The sequence below is a fragment of the Roseateles sp. T103 genome (assembly GCF_057219915.1).
Genome location: NZ_JBXVVS010000003.1, coordinates 14,509 through 34,666, shown reverse-complemented (window position 1 = coordinate 34,666; position 20,158 = coordinate 14,509). Strand labels below are relative to the sequence as shown.

Annotated in this window: 17 protein-coding genes; 10 read left to right on the top strand and 7 right to left on the bottom strand. The window is 69.2% G+C overall.

Features of this window, described 5'->3' with window-relative positions:
* Positions 1-147: 147 nt before the first annotated feature.
* The 9 genes from AC2EBS_RS10405 (at position 148) to AC2EBS_RS10365 (ending at position 12,178) form a co-directional block, all read left to right on the top strand.
* The gene (locus tag AC2EBS_RS10405; protein ID WP_484728352.1) at positions 148-2,373 is read left to right on the top strand and encodes a TonB-dependent receptor; all 2,226 of its coding nucleotides are present in this window, start codon (positions 148-150) and stop codon (positions 2,371-2,373) included.
* A gap of 122 nt (positions 2,374-2,495) precedes the next feature.
* The gene (locus AC2EBS_RS10400; protein WP_484728351.1) at positions 2,496-3,992 is read left to right on the top strand and encodes a sigma-54 interaction domain-containing protein; all 1,497 of its coding nucleotides are present in this window, start codon (positions 2,496-2,498) and stop codon (positions 3,990-3,992) included.
* Between the two features lie 295 nt (positions 3,993-4,287).
* On the top strand, positions 4,288-5,499 hold the full coding sequence (locus tag AC2EBS_RS10395) for a substrate-binding domain-containing protein (protein WP_484728350.1): 1,212 nt from the start codon (positions 4,288-4,290) through the stop codon (positions 5,497-5,499).
* 182 nt (positions 5,500-5,681) lie between these two features.
* Positions 5,682-6,455 (top strand): ABC transporter ATP-binding protein, encoded by a 774-nt coding sequence (locus tag AC2EBS_RS10390; protein WP_484728349.1) that lies wholly within the window; start codon positions 5,682-5,684, stop codon positions 6,453-6,455.
* On the top strand, positions 6,452-7,201 hold the full coding sequence (locus AC2EBS_RS10385; RefSeq protein ID WP_484728348.1) for an ABC transporter ATP-binding protein: 750 nt from the start codon (positions 6,452-6,454) through the stop codon (positions 7,199-7,201). The genes AC2EBS_RS10390 and AC2EBS_RS10385 overlap by 4 nt, the downstream gene beginning before the upstream one ends.
* An 8-nt stretch (positions 7,202-7,209) precedes the next feature.
* The gene (locus AC2EBS_RS10380) at positions 7,210-8,244 is read left to right on the top strand and encodes a branched-chain amino acid ABC transporter permease (RefSeq protein ID WP_484728347.1); all 1,035 of its coding nucleotides are present in this window, start codon (positions 7,210-7,212) and stop codon (positions 8,242-8,244) included.
* Between the two features lie 2 nt (positions 8,245-8,246).
* Positions 8,247-9,338, top strand: a complete 1,092-nt coding sequence (locus AC2EBS_RS10375; protein WP_484728346.1) for a branched-chain amino acid ABC transporter permease — start codon at positions 8,247-8,249, stop codon at positions 9,336-9,338.
* 25 nt (positions 9,339-9,363) lie between these two features.
* On the top strand, positions 9,364-10,233 hold the full coding sequence (locus AC2EBS_RS10370; RefSeq protein WP_484728345.1) for an alpha/beta fold hydrolase: 870 nt from the start codon (positions 9,364-9,366) through the stop codon (positions 10,231-10,233).
* Positions 10,234-10,348: 115 nt separating this feature from the next.
* Positions 10,349-12,178: a sensor histidine kinase gene (locus AC2EBS_RS10365; protein WP_484728344.1), complete on the top strand. Its 1,830-nt coding sequence runs from the start codon at positions 10,349-10,351 to the stop codon at positions 12,176-12,178.
* Positions 12,179-12,184: 6 nt separating this feature from the next.
* On the opposite strand, the gene AC2EBS_RS10360 is transcribed toward AC2EBS_RS10365, so the two are convergent.
* Genes AC2EBS_RS10360 through AC2EBS_RS10350 form a run of 3 tightly spaced genes read right to left on the bottom strand, consistent with a single transcriptional unit; the run spans position 12,185 to position 14,973 of the window.
* Complete coding sequence (locus AC2EBS_RS10360) at positions 12,185-12,748, bottom strand: Lcl C-terminal domain-containing protein (RefSeq protein ID WP_484728343.1); 564 nt, start codon at positions 12,746-12,748, stop codon at positions 12,185-12,187.
* Positions 12,749-12,762: 14 nt separating this feature from the next.
* Positions 12,763-13,866, bottom strand: a complete 1,104-nt coding sequence (locus AC2EBS_RS10355) for an NADH:flavin oxidoreductase (protein WP_484728342.1) — start codon at positions 13,864-13,866, stop codon at positions 12,763-12,765.
* 36 nt (positions 13,867-13,902) lie between these two features.
* Complete coding sequence (locus AC2EBS_RS10350; RefSeq protein ID WP_484728341.1) at positions 13,903-14,973, bottom strand: YncE family protein; 1,071 nt, start codon at positions 14,971-14,973, stop codon at positions 13,903-13,905.
* Positions 14,974-15,065: 92 nt separating this feature from the next.
* On the opposite strand from AC2EBS_RS10350, the gene ubiA reads away from it, so the two are divergent.
* Entirely contained in the window at positions 15,066-15,980 is a 915-nt protein-coding gene (gene ubiA / locus AC2EBS_RS10345) for a 4-hydroxybenzoate octaprenyltransferase (protein ID WP_484728340.1), read from the top strand.
* Between the two features lie 4 nt (positions 15,981-15,984).
* On the opposite strand, the gene AC2EBS_RS10340 is transcribed toward ubiA, so the two are convergent.
* Genes AC2EBS_RS10340 through AC2EBS_RS10325 form a run of 4 tightly spaced genes read right to left on the bottom strand, consistent with a single transcriptional unit; the run spans position 15,985 to position 20,153 of the window.
* Positions 15,985-16,722 carry a metal ABC transporter permease gene (locus AC2EBS_RS10340; protein WP_484728339.1) on the bottom strand — a complete coding sequence of 246 codons (738 nt, stop codon included), beginning with the start codon at positions 16,720-16,722 and terminating at the stop codon, positions 15,985-15,987.
* Complete coding sequence (locus AC2EBS_RS10335) at positions 16,719-17,648, bottom strand: metal ABC transporter solute-binding protein, Zn/Mn family (protein WP_484728338.1); 930 nt, start codon at positions 17,646-17,648, stop codon at positions 16,719-16,721. Before AC2EBS_RS10335 ends, AC2EBS_RS10340 begins: the two co-directional genes overlap by 4 nt.
* Entirely contained in the window at positions 17,632-18,792 is a 1,161-nt protein-coding gene (locus AC2EBS_RS10330; RefSeq protein ID WP_484728337.1) for a hypothetical protein, read from the bottom strand. Before AC2EBS_RS10330 ends, AC2EBS_RS10335 begins: the two co-directional genes overlap by 17 nt.
* Before the next feature lie 29 nt (positions 18,793-18,821).
* A complete protein-coding gene (locus tag AC2EBS_RS10325) occupies positions 18,822-20,153 on the bottom strand; it encodes a YncE family protein (protein ID WP_484728336.1) in 1,332 nt (443 codons plus the stop codon).
* Positions 20,154-20,158 lie beyond the last annotated feature (5 nt).

Below are 20,158 nucleotides of genomic sequence, written 5' to 3'. Positions count from 1 at the left end.
AGCGACCACGCCCCTTGCACTCATGGTTTGCACCAGGGCAGTGCCGCGAGGCACGGCATTTGCACCTCTGCGTCTGCAGCCGACGCCTCGCGTCCGGCCGGCAACGCCCAGAACGGGCATCCAAGACACAGAACATGGAGACGATGCATGAGCCGCAAACCCACGCCCCATCCGCTGAGCCTGGCCCTGGCCGCCGCCCTTGCCCTGCCAGGAGTGGCCAGCGCACAGAGTGCTGCCCCGAAGAGCCAGGCTGAGGCCGATGCGACCAGCAAGGATGTCACCGCGCTGGAGACCGTCACCGTCACCGCGCGCCGCCGCGAGGAAAGCCTGCGCGACGTGCCGGTGGCCGTCACCGCGATGAGCGAGCAGCGCCTGGAGGCGCTCAATGTGCGCAATCTCGGCGACCTGCAGAGCCAGGTGCCCAGCCTCACCGCCTACGCCTCGCGCGGCAGCAACAGCACGCTGACCACCTTCATCCGCGGCGTCGGCCAGGCCGATCCGCTGTGGGGCGTCGATCCCGGCGTGGGCCTCTATCTCGACGATGTCTACATCGCCCGTCCGCAGGGCGCGCTGCTGGAGGTCTTCGACACCGAGCGCATCGAGGTGCTGCGCGGCCCGCAGGGCACGCTGTACGGCAAGAACACCATCGGCGGCGCGATCAAGTACGTCTCGCGCAAGCTGGGCACGAAAACCGAAGGCTCGGCCTCGCTGGGCCTGGGCAACCACGGCCAGGTGAACGCGCGCCTGGCGCTGGGCGGCGCCAGCGGCGACGGCCAATGGCGCGGCCGCGTCGCGGTGGCCAGCCTGCAGCACGACGGTTATGGCAAGAACCTCGCCGACGGCAGCGATGTCTCCGACCAGGACACCCAGGCGGCCCGCGTGCAGCTCGGCTTCTTCCCGACCGGCACGCCCATCACCGTGCAACTCAGTGCCGACAGCACGCGTGACGGCTCGAACATGCGCGGCTTCCAGCGCCTCGGGCCCAATCTCTGGGATGCGACGCGCGCGCCGCTGAGCACCAGCCGCTACGACATCAACACCGGCATGGCGAACGCCAACAAGACCGACAGCAGCGGCTATGCACTGAGCGCCACCTGGCAGCTCAGCGAGGCCTGGGCCGCCAAGTACATCCATGCCTGGCGCGAGAGCGACACTGTCACCGCGATCGATTTCGACGGCCTGCCGGCCAAGATCGCCGACGTGCGCGCCAGCTACAAGGACCACTCGCGCAGCAACGAGCTGCAGTTCAGCTTCGACGGCGGCGGCAGCCATTCCGGCGTGCTGGGCCTGTACCACTTCGACGGCCAGGCCGGCGGCAGCGTGGCCAGCACCTTCATCGCCGGCACGCCCTTCCAGTCCTTCGGCATCACCGGCGGCACGGTCTACACCAAGGGCCGTGCCGCCTATGGCGACTGGAGCTGGCGCCTGACGCCGCAACTGGGCGTCAGCGCGGGCCTGCGCTACACGCAGGAGAGCAAGCGCGCCGTGGTGCTGAACCAGGCCTATGCCAACGACAGCTTCACGACGCCGATCGCCACGCTGTCCAACTTCGACAAGAGCCTGGAGGTCAGCAACACCGCGCCCAAGCTGGCGCTGGACATCAAGATCAGCCCGACCACCACGCTGTATGCCAGCGCCTCGCGCGGCTTCAAGTCCGGCGGCTACAACGTGCGTGCCAACGTCGCCGCGGTGCCGGATTCGTCCAAGCCCTTCAAGGACGAGGTGCTCGACTCCTACGAGCTGGGCATGAAGACGGTGCTGGATCAGGGCCGCCTGGAGGTGAATGCTGCGCTGTTCCACAACAACTACAAGAATGTGCAGCTCTCGGTGTTCAGCTCCTACACGATGCCCAACGGGCAGCAGGGCTTCTTCGGCGACTTCACCAACGCCGGCCGCGCCACCATCGACGGCGCGGAGTTCGAGTTCCTCTGGCGCCCGGCAGCGGCCTGGACGCTCAGCGGCTATCTGGCGCTGCTCGATGCGCGTTTCAAGGAGTACTTCGACCGCGGCGTCAACGTCGCGGCGCAGAAGAAGTTCTCCAACACGCCGGACGCGCAAGGTGCGCTCAACATCGAGCACCGCGCCAACGCGCCCTTCGGCGGCGTGCTGCGCACGCGCTTTGGCGTGAGCGCGCGCAGCAAGGTCTACCCGACCACCGACCTCAGCGAGGCCATCGCACAGGGCGGCCATGCGCTGTTCTCCGCCGGCCTGATCTGGGAGCGCGACCGCCATCTGAGCTTCGCGCTGCAGGGCAGCAACCTGGGCGACAAGGACTACCGCAGCGACGGCTACAACATCCCGGCCCTCGGCATCCTGACCGGCTACTACGGCGCGCCGCGCCAGGTCACTGCCAGCGTCAGCTATCGCTTCTGAGCAAGGACTCTCGGCGCCTGCAAGCGGCCCGGCTGAGCCGGTTCGGCCCGGGCGGGCCCGCTGGCGCCTGCCCGGTTGGCGCTGCTACATTCGTTCGGCTCCTGTCACCCGCTGTACGACCGATGCCCGCTGTCGCCCTGATTCCCGAATTGCCCTTCGACACCGATGGCGCGCTGCGCATGGCGGCGCAGTCGCTGTTCGACGCGCTCGCCCAGGCGGCCGAGGGCATGATGGTGGTCGACCGCCAGCACCGCATCGTCTGGATCAGCGAGGGCTACAAACGCTTCCTGCCGGCCCTGGGTTTCGGCAGCGAGACCGAGTTCGTCGGCCGCCCGGTCGAGCAGGTCGTGCCCAACACGCTGATGGCCGAGGTCATCGAGACCGGCCGGCCCATGCTGGTGGACCTGCTCACCAACAAGGCCGGCACCTTCCTGGTCAGCCGCCTGCCGCTGCGCAACGACGCCGGCGTCGTCGTCGGCGCGCTGGGCCTGGTGCTGCTGGACCACCCCGAAACCAATATGCAGCCGCTGATCTCCAAGTTCGGCCGGCTGCAGCGCGAGCTCGACGAGGCACGCCGCGAACTCGCCGCCGAGCAGGTGAAGAACCGCCGGCCCAAGTACACCATCGCCAGCTTTGTCGGCGCCAGCCCGGCGGCGATGGAACTCAAGCGCCAGGCGCGCCGCGTTGCGCAGACCGACTCCACCGTGCTGTTGCTCGGCGAGACCGGCACCGGCAAGGAGCTGCTCGCCCATGCGATCCATGCGGCCTCGCAGCGCGCGCACAAGCCGCTGGTCAGCGTCAATATCGCCGCCGTGCCGGAGACCTTGCTGGAGGCGGAGTTCTTCGGCGTCGCGCCCGGTGCCTACACCGGCGCCGACCGGCGCGGGCGCGACGGCAAGTTCCGCATCGCCGACGGCGGCACGCTGTTCCTCGACGAGATCGGCGACATGCCACTGACGCTGCAGAGCAAGCTGCTGCGCGTGCTGCAGGAGCAGGAGGTCGAGCCGCTGGGCAGCAACACCGTCGTGCCGGTGGACGTGCGCGTGATCGCCGCCACCAGCCGCGATCTGGCCGCGATGGTCGCGCGCGGCGAGTTCCGCGCCGACCTGTACTACCGACTGAACGTGCTGCCGATACGCGTGCCGCCGCTGCGTGAACGCAGCGAGGACATCGAGGCGCTGGCCGAGGCGCTGATGGAAGACATCGCGCGGCGCAGCGGCATGCTGCCCAAGCTGCTCAGCCCCGGTGCGCTGGACTGGCTGGCTCGCCAGCCCTGGCCGGGCAATATCCGCGAACTGCGCAACACGCTGGAGCAAGCCTGCCTGATGAGCGACGAGCTGCAACTCACCGAGGGCAGCTTCTGCGGCGCTGCGGCCGCGCCCGCTCCGATCGAGACAGCCCGACCGGTAGCTGCTGCCACACCTGGCTCAGCGGCGGACGGCGACGTCAGCCAGATACGCCCACTGCCCGAGCGCGTGGAGGCCCTGGAGCGCGAGGCCATCGCCCAGGCGCTGCAGCTCACCGACGGCAACCGCATGGCGGCAGCGCGCCTGCTGCAGATCTCGCGGGCCTCGCTGTACGAGCGACTGACGCGCTGGCCGGATCTGGCCAAAACCTAGACCACGCGGCTGCAGTGGCCACCGGCAAGATGTGCTGCACGAGACCGTCGGCGTGTTCAGGATCCAGCCAGCCTGAAGTCCGGTCGACTGCCTGTATTTCAGACAACGACTGAAATCCGGACACCCGAACGATCAGCACCGGCCCGCTCTGACGCGGGCCGGTGTCGTTTTTGGCCCGTGCACCGGGCGAGAACGCGGGTTTTCACCAGGATGGTGCGCCTGGGCACGGCGCTTGCGTCATGCTCGCTGCGATCGCGCCCACCTTCGAGGCGCCTCACCTCAGGAGACAAGCACCATGACGACGACGACGACCCGGCGAAGCCTCGCCCTGGGCACGCTGGCTGCAGCCGCTCTGACCGCCCTCGCCCTGCCCACCTCGGCGCTGGCCCAGGGCAAGGAGATCCGCATCGCCCACGTCTACAGCAAGACCGGCCCGCTGGAAGCCTATGGCAAGCAGACGGCCACCGGCTTCATGATGGGCCTGGAGTACGCCACCGGCGGCACGATGACCGTGGCCGGCAAGAAGCTGGTCGTCATCGAGAAGGACGACCAGGGCAAGCCCGACGTGGGCAAGAGCCTGCTGGCCACCGCCTATGGCGACGACAAGGCCGACATCGCCGTCGGCCCGACCTCCTCGGGCGTGGCGCTGGCGATGCTGCCGGTGGCCGAGGAGTACAAGAAGATCCTGCTGGTTGAGCCCGCGGTGGCCGATTCGATCACTGGCGACAAGTGGAACAAGTACATCTTCCGCACCGGACGCAACTCCTCTCAGGACGCGATCTCCAACGCGGTGGCGCTGGACAAGCAAGGCACGGTGATCGCCACGCTGGCGCAGGACTATGCCTTCGGCCGCGACGGCGTGAAGGCCTTCAAGGACGCGATCAAGAAGGCCAAGATCGTCCATGAGGAATACCTGCCGACGACGACCACCGACTTCACCGCCGGCGCGCAGCGCCTGATCGACAAGCTCAAGGACCAGCCGGGCCGCAAGGTGATCTTCATCATCTGGGCCGGTGCGGGCAATCCGTTCAAGATCGCGGACCTGGACTTGAAGCGTTATGGCATCGAGATCGCCACCGGCGGCAACATCCTGCCGGCGATGGCCGCCTACAAGCAGTTCCCCGGCATGGAAGGCGCGACCTACTACTACTTCGGCATCCCGAAGAACCCGGTCAACGAGTGGCTGGTGGCCAACCACTACCGCCAGTTCAAGAACCCGCCGGACTTCTTCACCGCCGGCGGCATGAGCGCAGCGATCGCGGTGGTCGAGGCGCTGAAGAAGACCAATGGCGACACCTCGACGAACAAGCTGATCAAGGCCATGGAGGGCATGAGCTTCGAGACGCCCAAGGGCAAGATGACCTTCCGCGCGGAAGACCATCAGGCGATGCAGTCCATGTATCACTTCAAGATCAAGGTGGATCCGGCGTTCCCCTGGGGGGTGCCGGAGCTGGTGCGCGAGATCAAGCCTGAGGAAATGGCCGTTCCCATCCGCAACAAGCGTTGATCGCTCGGCTACTGCGCGAACGAAAGCCGTCGTTGCGGGTCCTTCCGCGAATCCTCACGTACAGGAAGTACGTTCCGGTTCGCGGATCCCCCCGCGCCTAGTCTTACGTCCGCTCGCTACGCCTCGGGCTCTGGCAGCCCCCTTGTTCCTGCGTTCGTCCTATCGCTCCGGCGGAGCTTCTCGTGCTCGAAACCAAAGACCTCACCATCCGCTTCGGCGGCCACGTGGCGGTGGACCGCGTGTCCTGCGCCTTTGAACCCGGCACGCTGACGGCCATCGTCGGGCCGAATGGCGCGGGCAAGACGACCTACTTCAACCTGATCTCGGGCCAGCTGCGCGCGAGCGGGGGTCAGGTCTTGCTCGATGGCGAGGACATCACGCGCCTGCCGACACCGCTGCGCACGCGGCGCGGCCTGGGCCGGGCTTTCCAGCTGACGCAGCTGTTCCCGCACCTCACGGTGCTGGAGAACGTGCGCCTGGCGGTGCAGGCGCGGCGGGGCGTGGGGCTGCGCATGTTCTCGGTCTGGCTGCATCACAAGGCACTGCTCGACGAGGCCATGCACATCGTCGAGCGCGTGCGGCTGAGCGACCGCGCGCAGGCGATTGCCGCCTCGCTGCCGCATGGCGACCAGCGCAAGCTGGAAGTGGCGATGCTGATCGCGCTGGACCCCAAGGTCTATATGTTCGACGAGCCCACCGCCGGCATGAGCGTGGACGAGGTGCCGGTGATCCTGGACCTGATCCGCGAGCTGAAGGCCAAACGCGAGCACACCATCCTGCTGGTCGAGCACAAGATGGACGTGGTGCGCGAGCTGGCCGACCGCATCATCGTGCTGCACAACGGCCAGCTCGTCGCCGACGGCGAGCCCGCCACGGTGATCGCCTCCAAGGTCGTGCAGGACGCCTACCTGGGCACGGCCCTCGCCGACGAAGAAGAAGAGAAAGCCGCCGCATGAGCGCCACCAAGAATCTGCTGCAGCTGCAAGGCGTGCACACGCATATCGGCGCTTATCACATCCTCCACGGCGTGGACCTGGCCGTGCCCGAGGGCCAGCTGACCATGCTGCTGGGCCGCAACGGCGCCGGCAAGACCACCACGCTGCGAACCATCATGGGCCTGTGGGCGGCCAGCCAGGGCCAGGTGCTGTTCGACGGCCAGCCCATCCACGGCACACCCACGCCCGAGATCGCGCAACGCTGTGGCATCGCCTATGTGCCCGAGAGCATGGGCATCTTCACCGACCTGACCGTCGCGGAGAACATGCTGCTCGCCGCGCGCGGCGCCCGCGCGATGAAGGACCTGGACACGCAGCGCCTGGAATGGCTGTTCGGCCTGTTCCCGGCGCTGAGGAAGTTCTGGCTCTACCCGGCCGGCAAGCTCAGCGGTGGCCAGAAGCAGATGCTGGCGATCGCCCGCGCGATGATCGAGCCGCGCCGCCTGCTGCTGATCGACGAGCCCAGCAAGGGCCTGGCGCCGGCCATCATCAACAACCTGGTCGAGGCGCTGCGCGAGCTCAAGCGCAGCAGCCAGACCACCATCCTGCTGGTCGAGCAGAACTTCATGATGGCCAAGGCCCTGGGCGAGCATGTCGCGGTGATGGACGACGGCCGCGTCGTCCACGCCGGCGCGATGCGCGAGCTGGCCGAGGACGAGGCCTTGCAGCAGCGCCTCCTCGGCCTGAGCCTGGCAACACATCAATGAGGCCCGCGATGAACGCCACCACGACCCCCACTGCGGCCGCACCGGCCGCCGCCGCCATCCCCAAGGCGCAGTTCGACTACATACCGCTGCTGCTGCTCGCGGCGCTGCCGCTGGCTGCACTGCCGCTGATGGGCAATACCAGCAGCTGGGCCACGCTGACGCTGGCCGGCCTGGCCATGGGCCTGATCATCTTCATCATCGCCTCGGGCCTGACCCTGGTCTTCGGCCTGATGGACGTGATGAACTTCGGCCACGGCGTGTTCATCGCGCTGGGCGCCTTCATGACCACCTCGGTGCTGGGCGCGATGGGCGGCTTCACCGAGACCGCCAGCCTGGGCGCCAATCTGTTCGCGGTCGGCATCGCCTGCCTGGTCGGCATGGCGGTGGCCGGCGCGGTGGGCCTGGTGTTCGAGCGCGTGCTGGTGCGGCCCGCCTACGGCCTGCACCTCAAGCAGATCCTGATCACCATGGGCGGCATGATCATCGGCGAGGAGCTGCTCAAGGTGATCTGGGGCGCGCAGATGGTGCCGCTGCCGCTACCCGAAGGACTGCGCGGCTCGCTGCTGCTGGGCGGCGATGTGGCGATCGAGAAGTTCCGCCTGCTCGCCGTGGTGCTGGGCCTGGCGGTGCTGCTCGCGCTGCTGTGGCTGCTCAACAAGACCAAGCTGGGCCTCTTGATCCGCGCCGGCGTGCAGGACCGCGAGATGGTCGAGAGCCTGGGCTACCGCATCCGCCGCCTCTTCGTCGGCGTGTTCGCCGGCGGCTCGGCGCTGGCCGGCCTGGGCGGCGTGATGTGGGGCCTGTACCAGCAGGGCGTCACGCCGCAGATCGGCGCGCAGGTCAATGTGCTGATCTTCATCGTCATCATCATCGGCGGCCTGGGCTCGACGCTGGGCTGCTTCGTCGGCGCGCTGCTGGTGGGCCTGATGGCCAACTACACCGGCTTCCTCGCGCCCAAGGTGGCGCTGTTCTCCAACATCGGCCTGATGGTCGCCATCCTGATGTGGCGGCCGCAAGGGCTCTACCCAGTAGGCCAGCGCTGATCATGATCGACGCCCTCAAGTCCATCCTCTCGCACGACCTGCCGCGCAGCCGCGTGCTGGCGCTGCTGCTGGTGCTCACCGTCGCCGGCCTGGCGCTGACGCCCTTCATCTTTCCCGGCACCAAGGCGCTGAACGTCGCCGCCAAGGTGCTGATCTTCATCGTGCTGGTGGCCAGCTACGACCTGTTGCTGGGCTATACCGGCATCGTCTCCTTCGCGCACACCATGTTCTTCGGCATCGGCGCCTACGGCATCGCGATCGCATCGACGCGCATGGGCCCGGGCTGGGAAGCGGTGGCCACCGGCCTGGCCATCTCGCTGGCACTGTCGCTCGCGCTCTCGCTGGTGATCGGCCTGTTCTCGCTGCGCGTGAAGGCGATCTTCTTCGCGATGATCACGCTGGCCGTGGCCTCGGCCTTCCTGACGCTGGCCTCGCAACTCTCCGAGCTGACCGGCGGCGAGGACGGCCTGACCTTCAAGGTGCCCGAGGCGCTGTCGCCCGCCACCGAGTACTTCGAGGACCCGGTACTGGGCGCGATGATCGACGGCCGCTTCCTCAGCTACTACCTGCTCTTCTTCGCAGTGCTGCTGCTGGTGCTGCTGATGCTGCGCATCGTCAATTCGCCCTTCGGCCGCGTGCTGCAGGCGATCCGCGAGAACGAGTTCCGCGCCGAGGCGATCGGCTACCGCACCGTGGTCTATCGCACGCTGTCCAACGTGCTGGCCGCGCTCTTCGCCACACTGGCCGGCGCGCTGCTCGCGCTGTGGCTGCGCTACACCGGGCCGGACACCTCGATGTCCTTCGAGATCATGCTGGACATCCTGCTGATCGTCGTGATCGGCGGCATGGGCACGATCTACGGCGCGGTGATCGGCAGCGCGCTGTTCGTGCTGGCGCAGAACTATCTGCAGGACCTGATGCGCCTCGGTGAGGGCGCCGTCGCCGGCATCCCGGTCGTCTCGCAGCTGGTCTCGCCCGACCGCTGGCTGCTCTGGCTGGGCGTGCTCTTCGTGCTCTCGGTCTACCACTTCCCCACCGGCATCGTCGGCCGCCTGCGCCTCGCGGCGCTGACGCGCCGACTGCGCGGCCGCTGATTCAGGCCTCACCGGAGTTCTCGCGATGAGCACTTCCTCCCTCTCCCTTCCTCCTTCCTCGTTCACCTCGAACTACCTGCGCTGCGAAGGCCGCGAGCTGCACTACACCGAGTGGGGCCACGGCCATGACGAGGTCGTCATCGCCTGGCATGGCCTGGCGCGCACCGGCCGCGACATGGACGAGCTGGCCGAGCACCTCTCGCGCCGCTATCGCGTGATCTGCCCCGACACCATAGGCCGGGGCCTCTCGCAGTGGAGCCCGCTGCCCGACGAGGAGTACTGCCTGGACTTCTATGTGCGCCTGGCCACTTCGCTGGTCGACCAGCTGGGGCTCAAGACCTTCCATTGGGTCGGCACCTCGATGGGCGGCGCCATCGGCACCGTGGCCGCCGCCACCACGCTGCGCGGCCGCATCCGTCGCCTGGTGCTCAACGACAACGGCCCCGAGCTGGCCGCGCCGGCGCTGGAGCGCATCCGCAGCTATGCCGGCAACCCGGCGGCCTTTGCCACCGTCAGCGAGCTGGAGCAGTACTTCCGCACCGTCTACAAGCCCTATGGCTGGCTCAGCGACGCGCAGTGGCGCCGCCTGACCGAGACCTCGGTGCGCCGCCTGCCCGATGGCCGCGTCACGCCGCACTACGACCCGGCGATGGTGCGCCAGTTCATCACCCGCCCCGACGACTACCTGCGCTGGGCCGAGTGGGACACGCTGGCGCTGCCGGTGCTGTGCCTGCGCGGCGAGGACTCCGACCTGCTGCTCGCCGAGACCGCCGAGGCGATGCGCAGCCGCGGCCCGGCCGCGGTGGTGGTGACGATTCCCGACTGCGGCCATGCGCCGGCGCTGAACACGCCGGAGCAGCTGGGCCTGGTGGAGCGCTTCCTCACCGCCGGCTGAGCATTCCTGCCGGTATTGGGACAGGCTTTGTTGCGTCCGGCCGCGCAAGCCGGTCGATCGGCCCCCCAGCGACCGCCGGTCGGCACTACAGTTGGCAACCCTTCTGTCGTGCGCCATGAACGAAGCTCCCAGTTCAGAGGTCAGCTACCGCGAGCTTGACGCCTACCGCCGCTACTTCAGCCGTCTGGTGCTGATCATCGTGGTGGGCTGCGCCGTGACGCTCGGCGGCATGCAGCTGGCGGAGCCGGACTGGACGCTGCGCAAGAGCCTGGCCCTCGCGATCGCCGTCGTCAGCCTGTTCAGCCATTGGCTGATGCAGCGTTCGCTGCGCCTGGGTGCGGCACTGGCGCTGGGCAGCGTCTGGCTGTTCGCGACCATAGGCACGGTGAGCTATGCCGGCATTCACAGCGCCAATCTGCTGATCTATGCCTTCGTCATCGTGGCCGCGGGCTGGATCCTCGGGCGCCGCTGGCTGATCGGCATCGCCGCAGCCAGCGTGTTGCTGCTGCTGGCGCTGGGATTTGCCGAGCTGGCCGGCCTGCATGCGCCGACGCCGCGTGCCTCGGTGCTGGTGGTGGGTGGCACCGTGGTCGGCTCGCTGATCGCGATCGCCTTCCTGACGCTGAAGGCCTATGAGAGCTTCCGCGACGAGCGCGACCACGGCCAGGCACTGTCGGCCCAGATGATCGAGCGCAACGCCGAGCTGGCGCAGCGCGAGGCCGACCTGAAGATGATCATCGACCATGTGCCGGCGGCGCTGGCCTCCTTCGATGCCCAGTCGCGGCTGCGCTTCGGCAACCGGCGCTACGCAGACCTGTTCGGAGCCAAGCCGGAAGAGCTCGTCGGCCGCCATATCGGCAGCTATGTGCCGGAGCCGGCGATGCAGGCACTGTGGCCCGCCTGGCAGCGCAGCCTGGCCGGCGAGACCAGCCACTACCGGCGCATCAACGTCCATCCGCTCACGCAGGAGACGCGCATCATCGACGTCGAGCTGGTGCCACAGCTCCATGCCGGCCAGGTGCAAGGTCTGTTCGCGCTGGTCATCGACGTGACTGACAAGGTGGCTGCCGAGCAGCACATCCGCGAGCTCAACGAAAGCCTGGAGCAGCGCGTGAAGGACCGCACCCAGGCGCTGGAAACCGCGATGCAAAGGCTGCAGACCCTGCAGGACGAGCTGGCGCGCAGCGAGAGCAGGGCCACGCTGAACACGCTGGTGGCCAGCATCTCCCACGAGCTGAGCACGCCGCTGAACAACGCGCAGGTGGCGGCCGAGGTTCTGCAGGGCGAGGCCGACAGCCTGCAGGCGCGCATGGCCGCCAACCAGCTCAGACGCTCAGAAATGGAAGCGAGCCTCGCCTCGCTGGCCGAGAGCAGCCGCCTCACCCTGCGCAACCTGCAACGCGCCACCGAGCTGCTGTCGGCCTTCCGGGACATCGCCAACAAGCAGGCCAGCGAGCAGCTGAAGGAGTTCGATCTGGCCGAGCTGCTGGGCGAGATCATGCAGACGCTGGCGCCCACACTGCGGCGACAGCCGCACCGCGTGGAGCTCGATGTGCCTGCCGGGCTGCTGATGAACAGCCGGCCCGGGCCGGTCAGCCAGATCGCGATCAACCTGATCAACAACGCCATGCTGCACGCCTTCCGGCCTGGCCAGGCGGGCTGCCTGCGCATCAGTGCCGAACGCGCTGGCGACCAGCTGGTGCTGCGCTTCGCGGACGACGGCGTGGGCATGAGCGCCGAGGTGCTGGCGCACCTGTTCGAACCCTTCTTCACCACCCGCGAAGGCCAGGGCGGCACCGGGCTCGGGCTGAGCATCGTCGAGCATCTGGTGCACAAGGTGCTGGGCGGCCGGATCAGCGTGCGCTCGACGCCGGGCCAGGGCAGCTGCTTCGAGATCGAGCTGCCCCTGGTGCTGGCCGAGGCGGGCAGCCCGCCCGGCCGCTGAGCCGGCTCAGGGCGCGCGCAGCAGCCGCACCGGCAGCGCCGTGCTCTTGGGCATGTCGCCGCGGCCTTCACCGCTGGAGAGCATCAGCGCCCAGCCGAACAGCGCCGCCTCGCCGCTGGCGCGTCCGCCCGCGTCGCCGCGCATCACATTGCCGTAGTTGTACGGGTTGCGGTTGCGCTCGGCATGCAGATTGGCGGTGCCCGTCCAGTACCAGTCGTCAGGCGCGCCGGGAAACAGGCGCGGGTCCAGGCCCGGCACCCTGGCGCTGCGGTCGGCCAGGCGGCGCAGCTCGGGCAGGCGCGGCAGCCGCCAGGCCAAGCCCTCGGCCTTGGCCCGTCGCGCCGCGGCCGCGACCGCCTGCGCATGCGTGAAGCGCTGCGCCTGGCCGGCGCAGCGGCGGCCGTCCCACTGCATGCCCTCGACGCAGCGCGACCACAACAGGCCGGTGCTCGTGTCCAGCACCGCCTGGCCATCCTCGCTGACCTTCAGCAGCGGCATTGCGGCCACCGGCTCGGCAGGCAGCGCCGCGCCGGCGGCCAGCAGCAGCCCCGCCGGCAGCAGGGCCAGCATGGCGCGGCGCCTCATCAATCGGTCACGAAACCCTGCCATGTCGTCGTCACGTAGTCGAGGAAGGCCGGCCCCAGTCCCTGGGCCTGCAGATAGGCACGGCTCACCGGCCGCGGCACCGCGGCGAAGTCCGCATCGGCCAGCGCGCGGCGCGCGAAGTCGGCATGCAGCATCGCACCGCGGCCGATCAGCACGAAGTCAGCGCCGGCTTCGAGGCAGCGCTGCGCCGTCGCGGCATCCATGATCTTGCCGGCCACGCCCAGGCGCGTCGCGCCACGCGGCAGCGCGGCGAAATGCGCGATCAGCGAGCGGTCCTGGAAGGCCTCATCGTTGGGCAGCTTGAACACGTCCCACAGCGACATGTCCAGATAGTCCAGCCGGCCTTCGGCGAACACGCGCTGCGCCAGCGCCAAGGCCTCGCCGAAGGGAATGCCGAAGCGCTCCGGCGACAGCCGCAGCCCCAGCTGGAACTGCGGCCGGCAGCGCCGGCGTATGCCATCGATGATCTCGAAGATCACGCGGCAGCGGTTCTCGAAGCTGCCGCCGTAGCGGTCCTGGCGCTGCTGGTTGTGCTGCGGGTCGAGGAACTGCGCGAGCAGATAGCCGTGCGCGCCGTGGATCTCCACGCCGTCGAAGCCGGCACGCTCGGCGCGCAGCGCGGCGAGCACGAAGTCCTCGACCAGCTGCTCCACCTCGGCGGTGCTCATCATGCGCGCGCCGGTCTCGGCATCGTCCCAGGGCGCCACCGGGCGCTGGCCGGTCAGGCGCGGATCGGCACGCCGGCCCGAGTGCTGGATCTGCACCGCGGTGACGACGCCGCCGGGCGCCTGCAGGCCCTGGGCCAGGCGCGTGAGCCCGGGCAGATGCGCGTCCGACCAGATGCCCAGCTGCCCCGGAAAGCCCTGACCGAGCGCCTGCACATGGGCCGCGCAGCTCATCACCAGCGCAAAGCCGCCCTGGGCGCGCATGGTCAGCCAGCGGTACTCGTCCTCGCCCAGCGTGCCATCGGCATGGCTTTGCCAGTTGGTCAGCGGGGCCAGCGCGATGCGGTGCTTCAGCGCCGGGCCATGGGCCAGGCGCAATGGCTCGTCGAGCCGAGGGGGAACGGTGTCAGGCAGCATGCCCCGCATCCTAGTGGCTGAACGGGCCCGGGGACCTCAGCGCTGCGCCACCTGCAGCGGCGACCAGCCCAGACCGTCCGGCTCCAGCCCGACGCGCATCACGCGCAGCAGCGCGCCGCTGTCGACCTCGAACTCCGCCACCTGGTCGGCATTGGCCTGCGCCACATAGACCCGGCGGCCGCTGCCGTCGGTCACCACGCCGATGGGCACGGTCGAGCGGCCGAACATCGCGCCCAGCAGGCGGCCGGCGGTGACCACCTCGCCGCCGGGCAGCGCCAGGCGGCGTTCCAGCTGACGGCGGCTGCGGTCGAAGACCAGCAGCGCGTCGTCGCGCGGCACGCTGACGAAGGCCCGGCGGCCCTGGGGATCGAACTGCACCCGGATCGGAAATCCGGGTGCCGGCAGGCTGGCCAGCACCTGCAGGCCCTGCGCATCGATCACGCTGAGTGTGTCCGCGGCGCGGTTGCTGACCCAGACCTCGCGCCCGTCCGGGCTGATGTCCACGCCCTCGGCGCCCAGCCCGGTGTCGATGTGGCGCAGCACCGTGCCGGCCTGCAGGTCGAGCACGCTCAGGTTGTTGGACCCGATATTGGCCACATAGGCCCGTGTGCCGCCCGGCAGGGCCGCGACCATGTGCGAAACCTTCTGGCCGGTGACGATGGCCTGCTCCACCCGGCGCGACTGCACATCGACCACCAGCAGGCTGGCCTGCGACTCCGCCGTCACCAGCACCCGCCGCGCATCGATGAAGCGCAGGCCATGCGGCCGCTGGTAGGGCGCCAGCGACACCTGGTGCGAAACCCGGCCCGCCGCGATGTCGATCACGCTGAGGCTGCCGCCGGGCGAGGCCTGCCCGTACTCCGCCACCACCGCCAGACGACCGTCGGGCGAGATCGCCACCTCGTGCGGCCCCTCGCCGACCGCCAGTCGCGCGGCTTCGCGGCCGCTGGCCAGGTCGATCAGGGCCACGCTGGCCTGCGCCTTGTGCAGCACGAGCAGCGTGCCGGCCGGTGCGAGCCGGGTCGACGTGGCGGCACAGCCGCCCAGTCCGGCAGCAAGAAACATCAGGCACAGCAGGGACAGCAGACGGCGGGACAGCATCGGCATGGCGGGCAGAAAGCGGGCTGCGCCGGCGGCGCGTTCGGCGCATTGTCCGGCGCCGGCCGCGGGCCGCCGTGCTGCCACAATGAAGACCGCACATGAGCACCGCGAATTCCACCCCTCCTCCCACGCGCCTGTCGCTGTACCTGAACCTGATCCGCTGGGATCGCCCCGCCGGCTGGCTGCTGCTGCTGTGGCCCACCCTGTCGGCGCTGTGGATCGCCTCGGACGGCTGGCCGGGCTGGCATCTGCTGGCGGTGTTCGTGCTCGGCACCATCCTGATGCGCTCGGCCGGCTGCTGCGTCAACGACGTGGCCGACCGCGAGTTCGACCGCCATGTGAAGCGCACCGCGCAGCGCCCGGTGACCAGCGGCGCGGTCGGCGTGAAGGAAGCGCTGGGCGTCGGCGCCGTGCTGGCGCTGGCGGCCTTCGGCCTGGTGCTCAGCACCAATGCGCCGACCATCCTGCTTTCCTTCGCGGCGCTGGCCGTGGCGCTGGTCTACCCCTACGCCAAGCGCGTCGTCGCGATGCCGCAGGCGGTGCTCGGCGTGGCCTTTTCCTTCGGCATCCCGATGGCCTTCTCGGCGGCGCTGGGCGGCACCGAGTGGAGCCTGGCCGCGATCGATGCCGCGGTGCCGCTGACGGCCTGGGCGCTGCTGCTGTCCAACATCTTCTGGGTGCTGGCCTACGACACCGAGTACGCGATGGTCGACCGCGACGACGACATCCGCATCGGCATCAAGACCTCGGCGCTGACGCTGGGCCGCTTCGACGTGGCCGGCGTGATCGCCTTCTACCTGATCTACCTGGCCAGCTGGACCTGGCTGGGCCTGCGCCTGGGCCTGGGCCGCTGGTTCCTGCTCGGCATCGCCGCCGCGCTGGCCCAGGTGGCGTGGCACTACCTGCTGATCAAGGACCGCAGCCGCGACGGCTGCTTCAAGGCCTTCCGCGAGAACCACTGGCTGGGCTTCGCGGTGTTTGCCGGCACGGTGGTGGATCTCGCGCTGCGCTGATCAATCAGCGCAGCGGCTTCGGCAGCCAAGTCGCCGTCATACCGGCGAGGGCGAGGGCCAGCGCCACGCAGGCGCCGCTGGGCGCATCCAGCAGCCAGGAGAGCGTCAGCCCGACGGCGCACGCCAGGCCGGTGGCGGCCAGCGCCTGCGACCCGTGGCGGCCAGCCCGCAGCCACAGCGCAGGCGCGATCAGCGCCGCGAAAACCACGAACAGGCCCAGCACCGGCACCACCAGGCTGGCCACCAGCGCAAACACCGGGTAGAAGAAGCGGTTGCCCGACAGCCAGCGTCGCAGTGCCAGCACACCCAGCGCACAGCCCGCCAGCAGCGCCACCTGCGCCCAGTCCGCCCACAGCACATCGGCCGCCAGCAGCTGTGACAGGTGCTCGCGCCCATGCGAATCGACACGCGCCGCCAGCAGCGCCAGGCTGGCAGACGCCACGTAGACCAGCCCGATCAGCGCCTCGCGCTGCGCCGGCCAGTGGCGCGCCAGCGCCGCCACCAGCGCCGCACTGAGCAGCGCCCCCGCCATCGCACTGGCCTGGGTGCCCAGCCAACCGGGATGGTCGTAGAAGGCCGTCGCCACGAGCGCTGCTGCTGCCGCCGCCTGGGCCACCGCCAGATCGATGAACACCACGCCGCGCTGCAGCACCTGATGGCCCAGCGGCATCAGCGCGCTCAGGCCGAACACTAGCGCCAGCGCCGGCGCCAGGAACCACGCGTCGAGCAGAGCGCCTGTCATCGGCTCTTGGCCAGCGTCGTGACGAGGGCGTTCACGATCTGGTCCATCCACTGCCCCAACGCATCCGGCGCCGTCTCGTCCTCGACCGTGGCGGGCAGGATGAGAACCGGCAGGCTGCTGCCGAACTGCCCGGACAGCCAACGCCCTGGCCGCGAGTCCTGGTAGCTGTTGATCACCACCGCTGCTGCCGGCTGGGCGCGCAAGGTGTCCAGCAATCGCTGCAGATGCACAGGCGTCGGCGCCATACCCGGCTTGGGCTCCAGATCCACCACCTGCTGCACCCCCAGCCAGCGCCACAGATAGGCAAAGCTGCTGTGCTGCGCCGCCACGCGCTGGCCCTTGATCGGCGCGGCGCGACGCTCCCATTCGCTGATGCGCTGGCGCCACTGCGCCTGGAAGGCCGCATGGCGCTGCGCAATGGCTGCGGCCTGTGCGGGCTGCAGCTGCTGCAGCGTGTCACTCCAGGCCTGCGCGACTTCCAGCATGCGGCGCGGGTCGGTGTGGAAGTGCGGATTGCCCTGCTCATGCACATCGCCCGCCCAGGGCGTGCCGATGACACCGGGCTGCGCATCGATCAGGCTGACATGATCGGCCGCGAAGAACATCGCTGCCGAGCTGTTGCTGACCTTGGCATTGCCGGCGCGCTGCTGCAGCACTGGCAGCCAGCCGCTCTCCAGCGCCGCGCCGCTGCAGATGGCCGCATCGCTGGCGCGCAGCTGCGCGATCAGCGCCGGCCGGGCCTCGATGTGGTGCGGGTCCTGCTTGGCATGCGTGGCCACATGCAGGCGGGCCGTCGGCAGCAGCACGCGGGTCAGTGCGGCCCACTCCGGCTCGCAGGCGAAGACGGTGAACGGGGTCTGCGCCTGGGCCTGCAGGCTCGCCCCAAGCAGCAGGGCCAGGCCGATCCGCTCAATAGCTGTGCGCACCGTGGGCTCCAAAGGCCAACACGTACTGCAGCTGCACCGAACGTTTGGCCGGGTTCTCGAACTCGACCGCGTCGCGCTGGCTTGTGTACTGCAGCCGCACGGACTGCATATGCGTGGGCTTCCAGGCCAGCATCAGGCTGCGCTCACGCAGCAGGCCGCTGTGGAAGTGCTCGCCATGGGGCATGCGCACACGCAGCCAATCGGCCCGCGCGCCGACTTCCCAGCTGGGGTTGAAGCGCCACACGGCGGCCAGCGCATTTGCCTCCTGCTTGTCGCTGGAACGGGCGTAGCGGTTCAGCCCGCTGATCTGCGCCGCCTCGAAGCTCAGGCGCAGCTGCTGCTCGCGGTTGTTGCCATCGGGTGCCCACTTCCAGGTGCCGTCGACCATCCAGGTCTTGCGGCCGGTGAACTGGGCGCCATGGTGGTGATGGTGATGCTCATGTTCGTCGGCGCCTTCCTCATGCTCATGCGCGTCTTCGAGCGCGGCTTCCCTGCGGTTGCGCAGGTGCGAGAGGCCGAGCTGCCAGCTGTGCGAACGATTCAGGTCCGCGCCCATCTTCGCCACCAGCGTGGCAGCGCCGACACGTCCCGGCTCATCGGCCGCTTCGGCCACCAGCTTCTTGCCGCGGAAGACCTCGGCGCCCAGCATCAGGTAGAAGGGCGTCGACGCGGTCCAGTTCAGACGCAGGCCGTCGTCGTTCCAGTGGCCGCCCAGAAAGGCGCGGTACAGCAGCGGACGCTCGGTGAAATCGTCCGCATGCGAGTGCTGCTGGTTGAGATAGCCGATCTGCGAGGCGAAGCGACCCGCGCGCGCCTGCAGGCCGGCGGGCAGCGTGACGGTCTCCAGCCAGAACTCCTCAATGGACTTCTCCAGCTTGCCATCGTGTGTCTCCAGCATGGCCACCGCCTGGCCGCGCAGATGCTTGCCCAAGGGCCCGCTGACGCTCAGATCGCTGTGCCCGAGCTGCAGGCCCTTGTCGCGTGCGCCCAGCTCCAGCGCGCGGCTCGTGTAGGTGGTGTCGAGCACCGCACCGAACTGCCAGCCGGCCGCGGGCTTGGGCGCGGGCGCGCGTTCCTGCGCCAGCGCGGCGCCGCCCGACAGCAAGCTGGCTGTGGCGACGAGGGAATGGATTGCGTTCTTCATGTCTGCTTGATCTCAGTGGTGACAGCGTCTCAGCGCGTGATGCCCAGCCAGGCCAGGCCGGAGGGCACGAAGTCGAGGTTGCGGCGCGACTTCACCGCGCCGGTGCTGCTGTCCACCACCACCAGCTGGCGTGCCTGCGGGTCGGTGATGTAGAGCTCATCCTTGGCGCCGTTGGCCACGATGGCCGGCCACGGTGCGGCGGTCGGCATGCTCGGGATGACGCCAGTCACCCGGGCCAGCGGCGACCAGGCCTTGTTCTGATGCTGGCTGAGGATCAGCGTGCCCTGGTCATCGAGCAGCGCGAAGCGCGTGCCGCTGCGATCGAACCCGTGCGCCCGGCGGACGCGGCCATCCGTCCAACCCTGCGGCGTGAAGCTGCTGACGGTGCCGGCATCGCCGTCCACCGCATAGAAGCGCGTCGTCACCACGCCCGGCGCGGCGCCTTCGGTGGCCACGCCGATGAAGTGCCCGCCCAGGCGCGCATGGCCGGCGATGGTGCCGACGCGCAGCGGCGTCAACAGCTTCTGCCCGTCGCTGACCGCCGTGGCGCTCAGGTGCTTGACCAGCAGCATGCCGTCCAGGCATCCCGCCACGGTGTAGGCCCCGGCGCTGAAGCTGCCGTGCATGCCGTTGCAGCGCGTCGGAACTTGCCGGTCGAGCCGGTAGGTCGCTCCTTCGCGCTGATACAGGTTCAGATGGGTCGGCAGGGCGTCCGGCGCGTCCGCAGCCCGACTCACCACCAGCAGCTTGTTGTCGACCGGCTCGCCCAGGCCGTGGATGGGGCCGCTGAGGTCCAGGGCCGCCAGCGTGCCGCCGCTGGCGATCGAGGCATCGCTGATCAGACGCACGCCGGCGTTCTTGGCGGGCGTGGCCGTGCTGTCGCCGTCCATGAAGAACGCCGCCTGCTTGCCGGCCTGCAGGTCGTAGTGGGTCGGGCGCGAGCCGCTGAGTTTCCAGGCGACGGGCTTCGACGCCTGCTTGTAGTCATGCAGGTGATCGCCATGGTCTTCCTGCCAGATGCCCGCATCGACAAACTGCACCTGGTCCTGCAGGCGCTGCATCGCCACCGCATAGCGGCCATTCGGGCTGGCGTAGATCGCCGACGGCACGTTGTCCAGCACATGGCTGGCCTCGGTGGTGCCTGAGTCCAGATCGAACAGACGCAGCGTCTTGGCATTGTTCTCGGTCAGGGCCAGCCGGCCTGCCGTGTCGATCGTGGTGTTCTCGTGCTTGTCCGGCGCTTCATCGCTGTCGACGCCGCCGCCGCAGGCGGCCAGCAGCGCCGATGCCAGCAAGGCGCTCAGCAGGGTGACGTGGCTGCGACGAGGCAGGGGGATCGATGGGTTCTTGTTTGCTTGCATTGGCT

Bases quoted from the DNA above. Each gene is read 5' to 3' on its own strand.
- AC2EBS_RS10405 (WP_484728352.1), top strand. From the start codon at position 148: ATGAGCCGCAAACCCACGCCCCATCCGCTGAGCCTGGCCCTGGCCGCC.
- AC2EBS_RS10400 (WP_484728351.1), top strand. From the start codon at position 2,496: ATGCCCGCTGTCGCCCTGATTCCCGAATTGCCCTTCGACACCGATGGC.
- AC2EBS_RS10395 (WP_484728350.1), top strand. From the start codon at position 4,288: ATGACGACGACGACGACCCGGCGAAGCCTCGCCCTGGGCACGCTGGCT.
- AC2EBS_RS10385 (WP_484728348.1), top strand. From the start codon at position 6,452: ATGAGCGCCACCAAGAATCTGCTGCAGCTGCAAGGCGTGCACACGCAT.
- AC2EBS_RS10380 (WP_484728347.1), top strand. From the start codon at position 7,210: ATGAACGCCACCACGACCCCCACTGCGGCCGCACCGGCCGCCGCCGCC.
- AC2EBS_RS10375 (WP_484728346.1), top strand. From the start codon at position 8,247: ATGATCGACGCCCTCAAGTCCATCCTCTCGCACGACCTGCCGCGCAGC.
- AC2EBS_RS10370 (WP_484728345.1), top strand. From the start codon at position 9,364: ATGAGCACTTCCTCCCTCTCCCTTCCTCCTTCCTCGTTCACCTCGAAC.
- AC2EBS_RS10365 (WP_484728344.1), top strand. From the start codon at position 10,349: ATGAACGAAGCTCCCAGTTCAGAGGTCAGCTACCGCGAGCTTGACGCC.
- AC2EBS_RS10360 (WP_484728343.1), bottom strand. From the start codon at position 12,748: ATGCTGGCCCTGCTGCCGGCGGGGCTGCTGCTGGCCGCCGGCGCGGCG.
- AC2EBS_RS10355 (WP_484728342.1), bottom strand. From the start codon at position 13,866: ATGCTGCCTGACACCGTTCCCCCTCGGCTCGACGAGCCATTGCGCCTG.
- AC2EBS_RS10350 (WP_484728341.1), bottom strand. From the start codon at position 14,973: ATGCCGATGCTGTCCCGCCGTCTGCTGTCCCTGCTGTGCCTGATGTTT.
- ubiA (WP_484728340.1), top strand. From the start codon at position 15,066: ATGAGCACCGCGAATTCCACCCCTCCTCCCACGCGCCTGTCGCTGTAC.
- AC2EBS_RS10340 (WP_484728339.1), bottom strand. From the start codon at position 16,722: ATGACAGGCGCTCTGCTCGACGCGTGGTTCCTGGCGCCGGCGCTGGCG.
- AC2EBS_RS10330 (WP_484728337.1), bottom strand. From the start codon at position 18,792: ATGAAGAACGCAATCCATTCCCTCGTCGCCACAGCCAGCTTGCTGTCG.
- AC2EBS_RS10325 (WP_484728336.1), bottom strand. From the start codon at position 20,153: ATGCAAGCAAACAAGAACCCATCGATCCCCCTGCCTCGTCGCAGCCAC.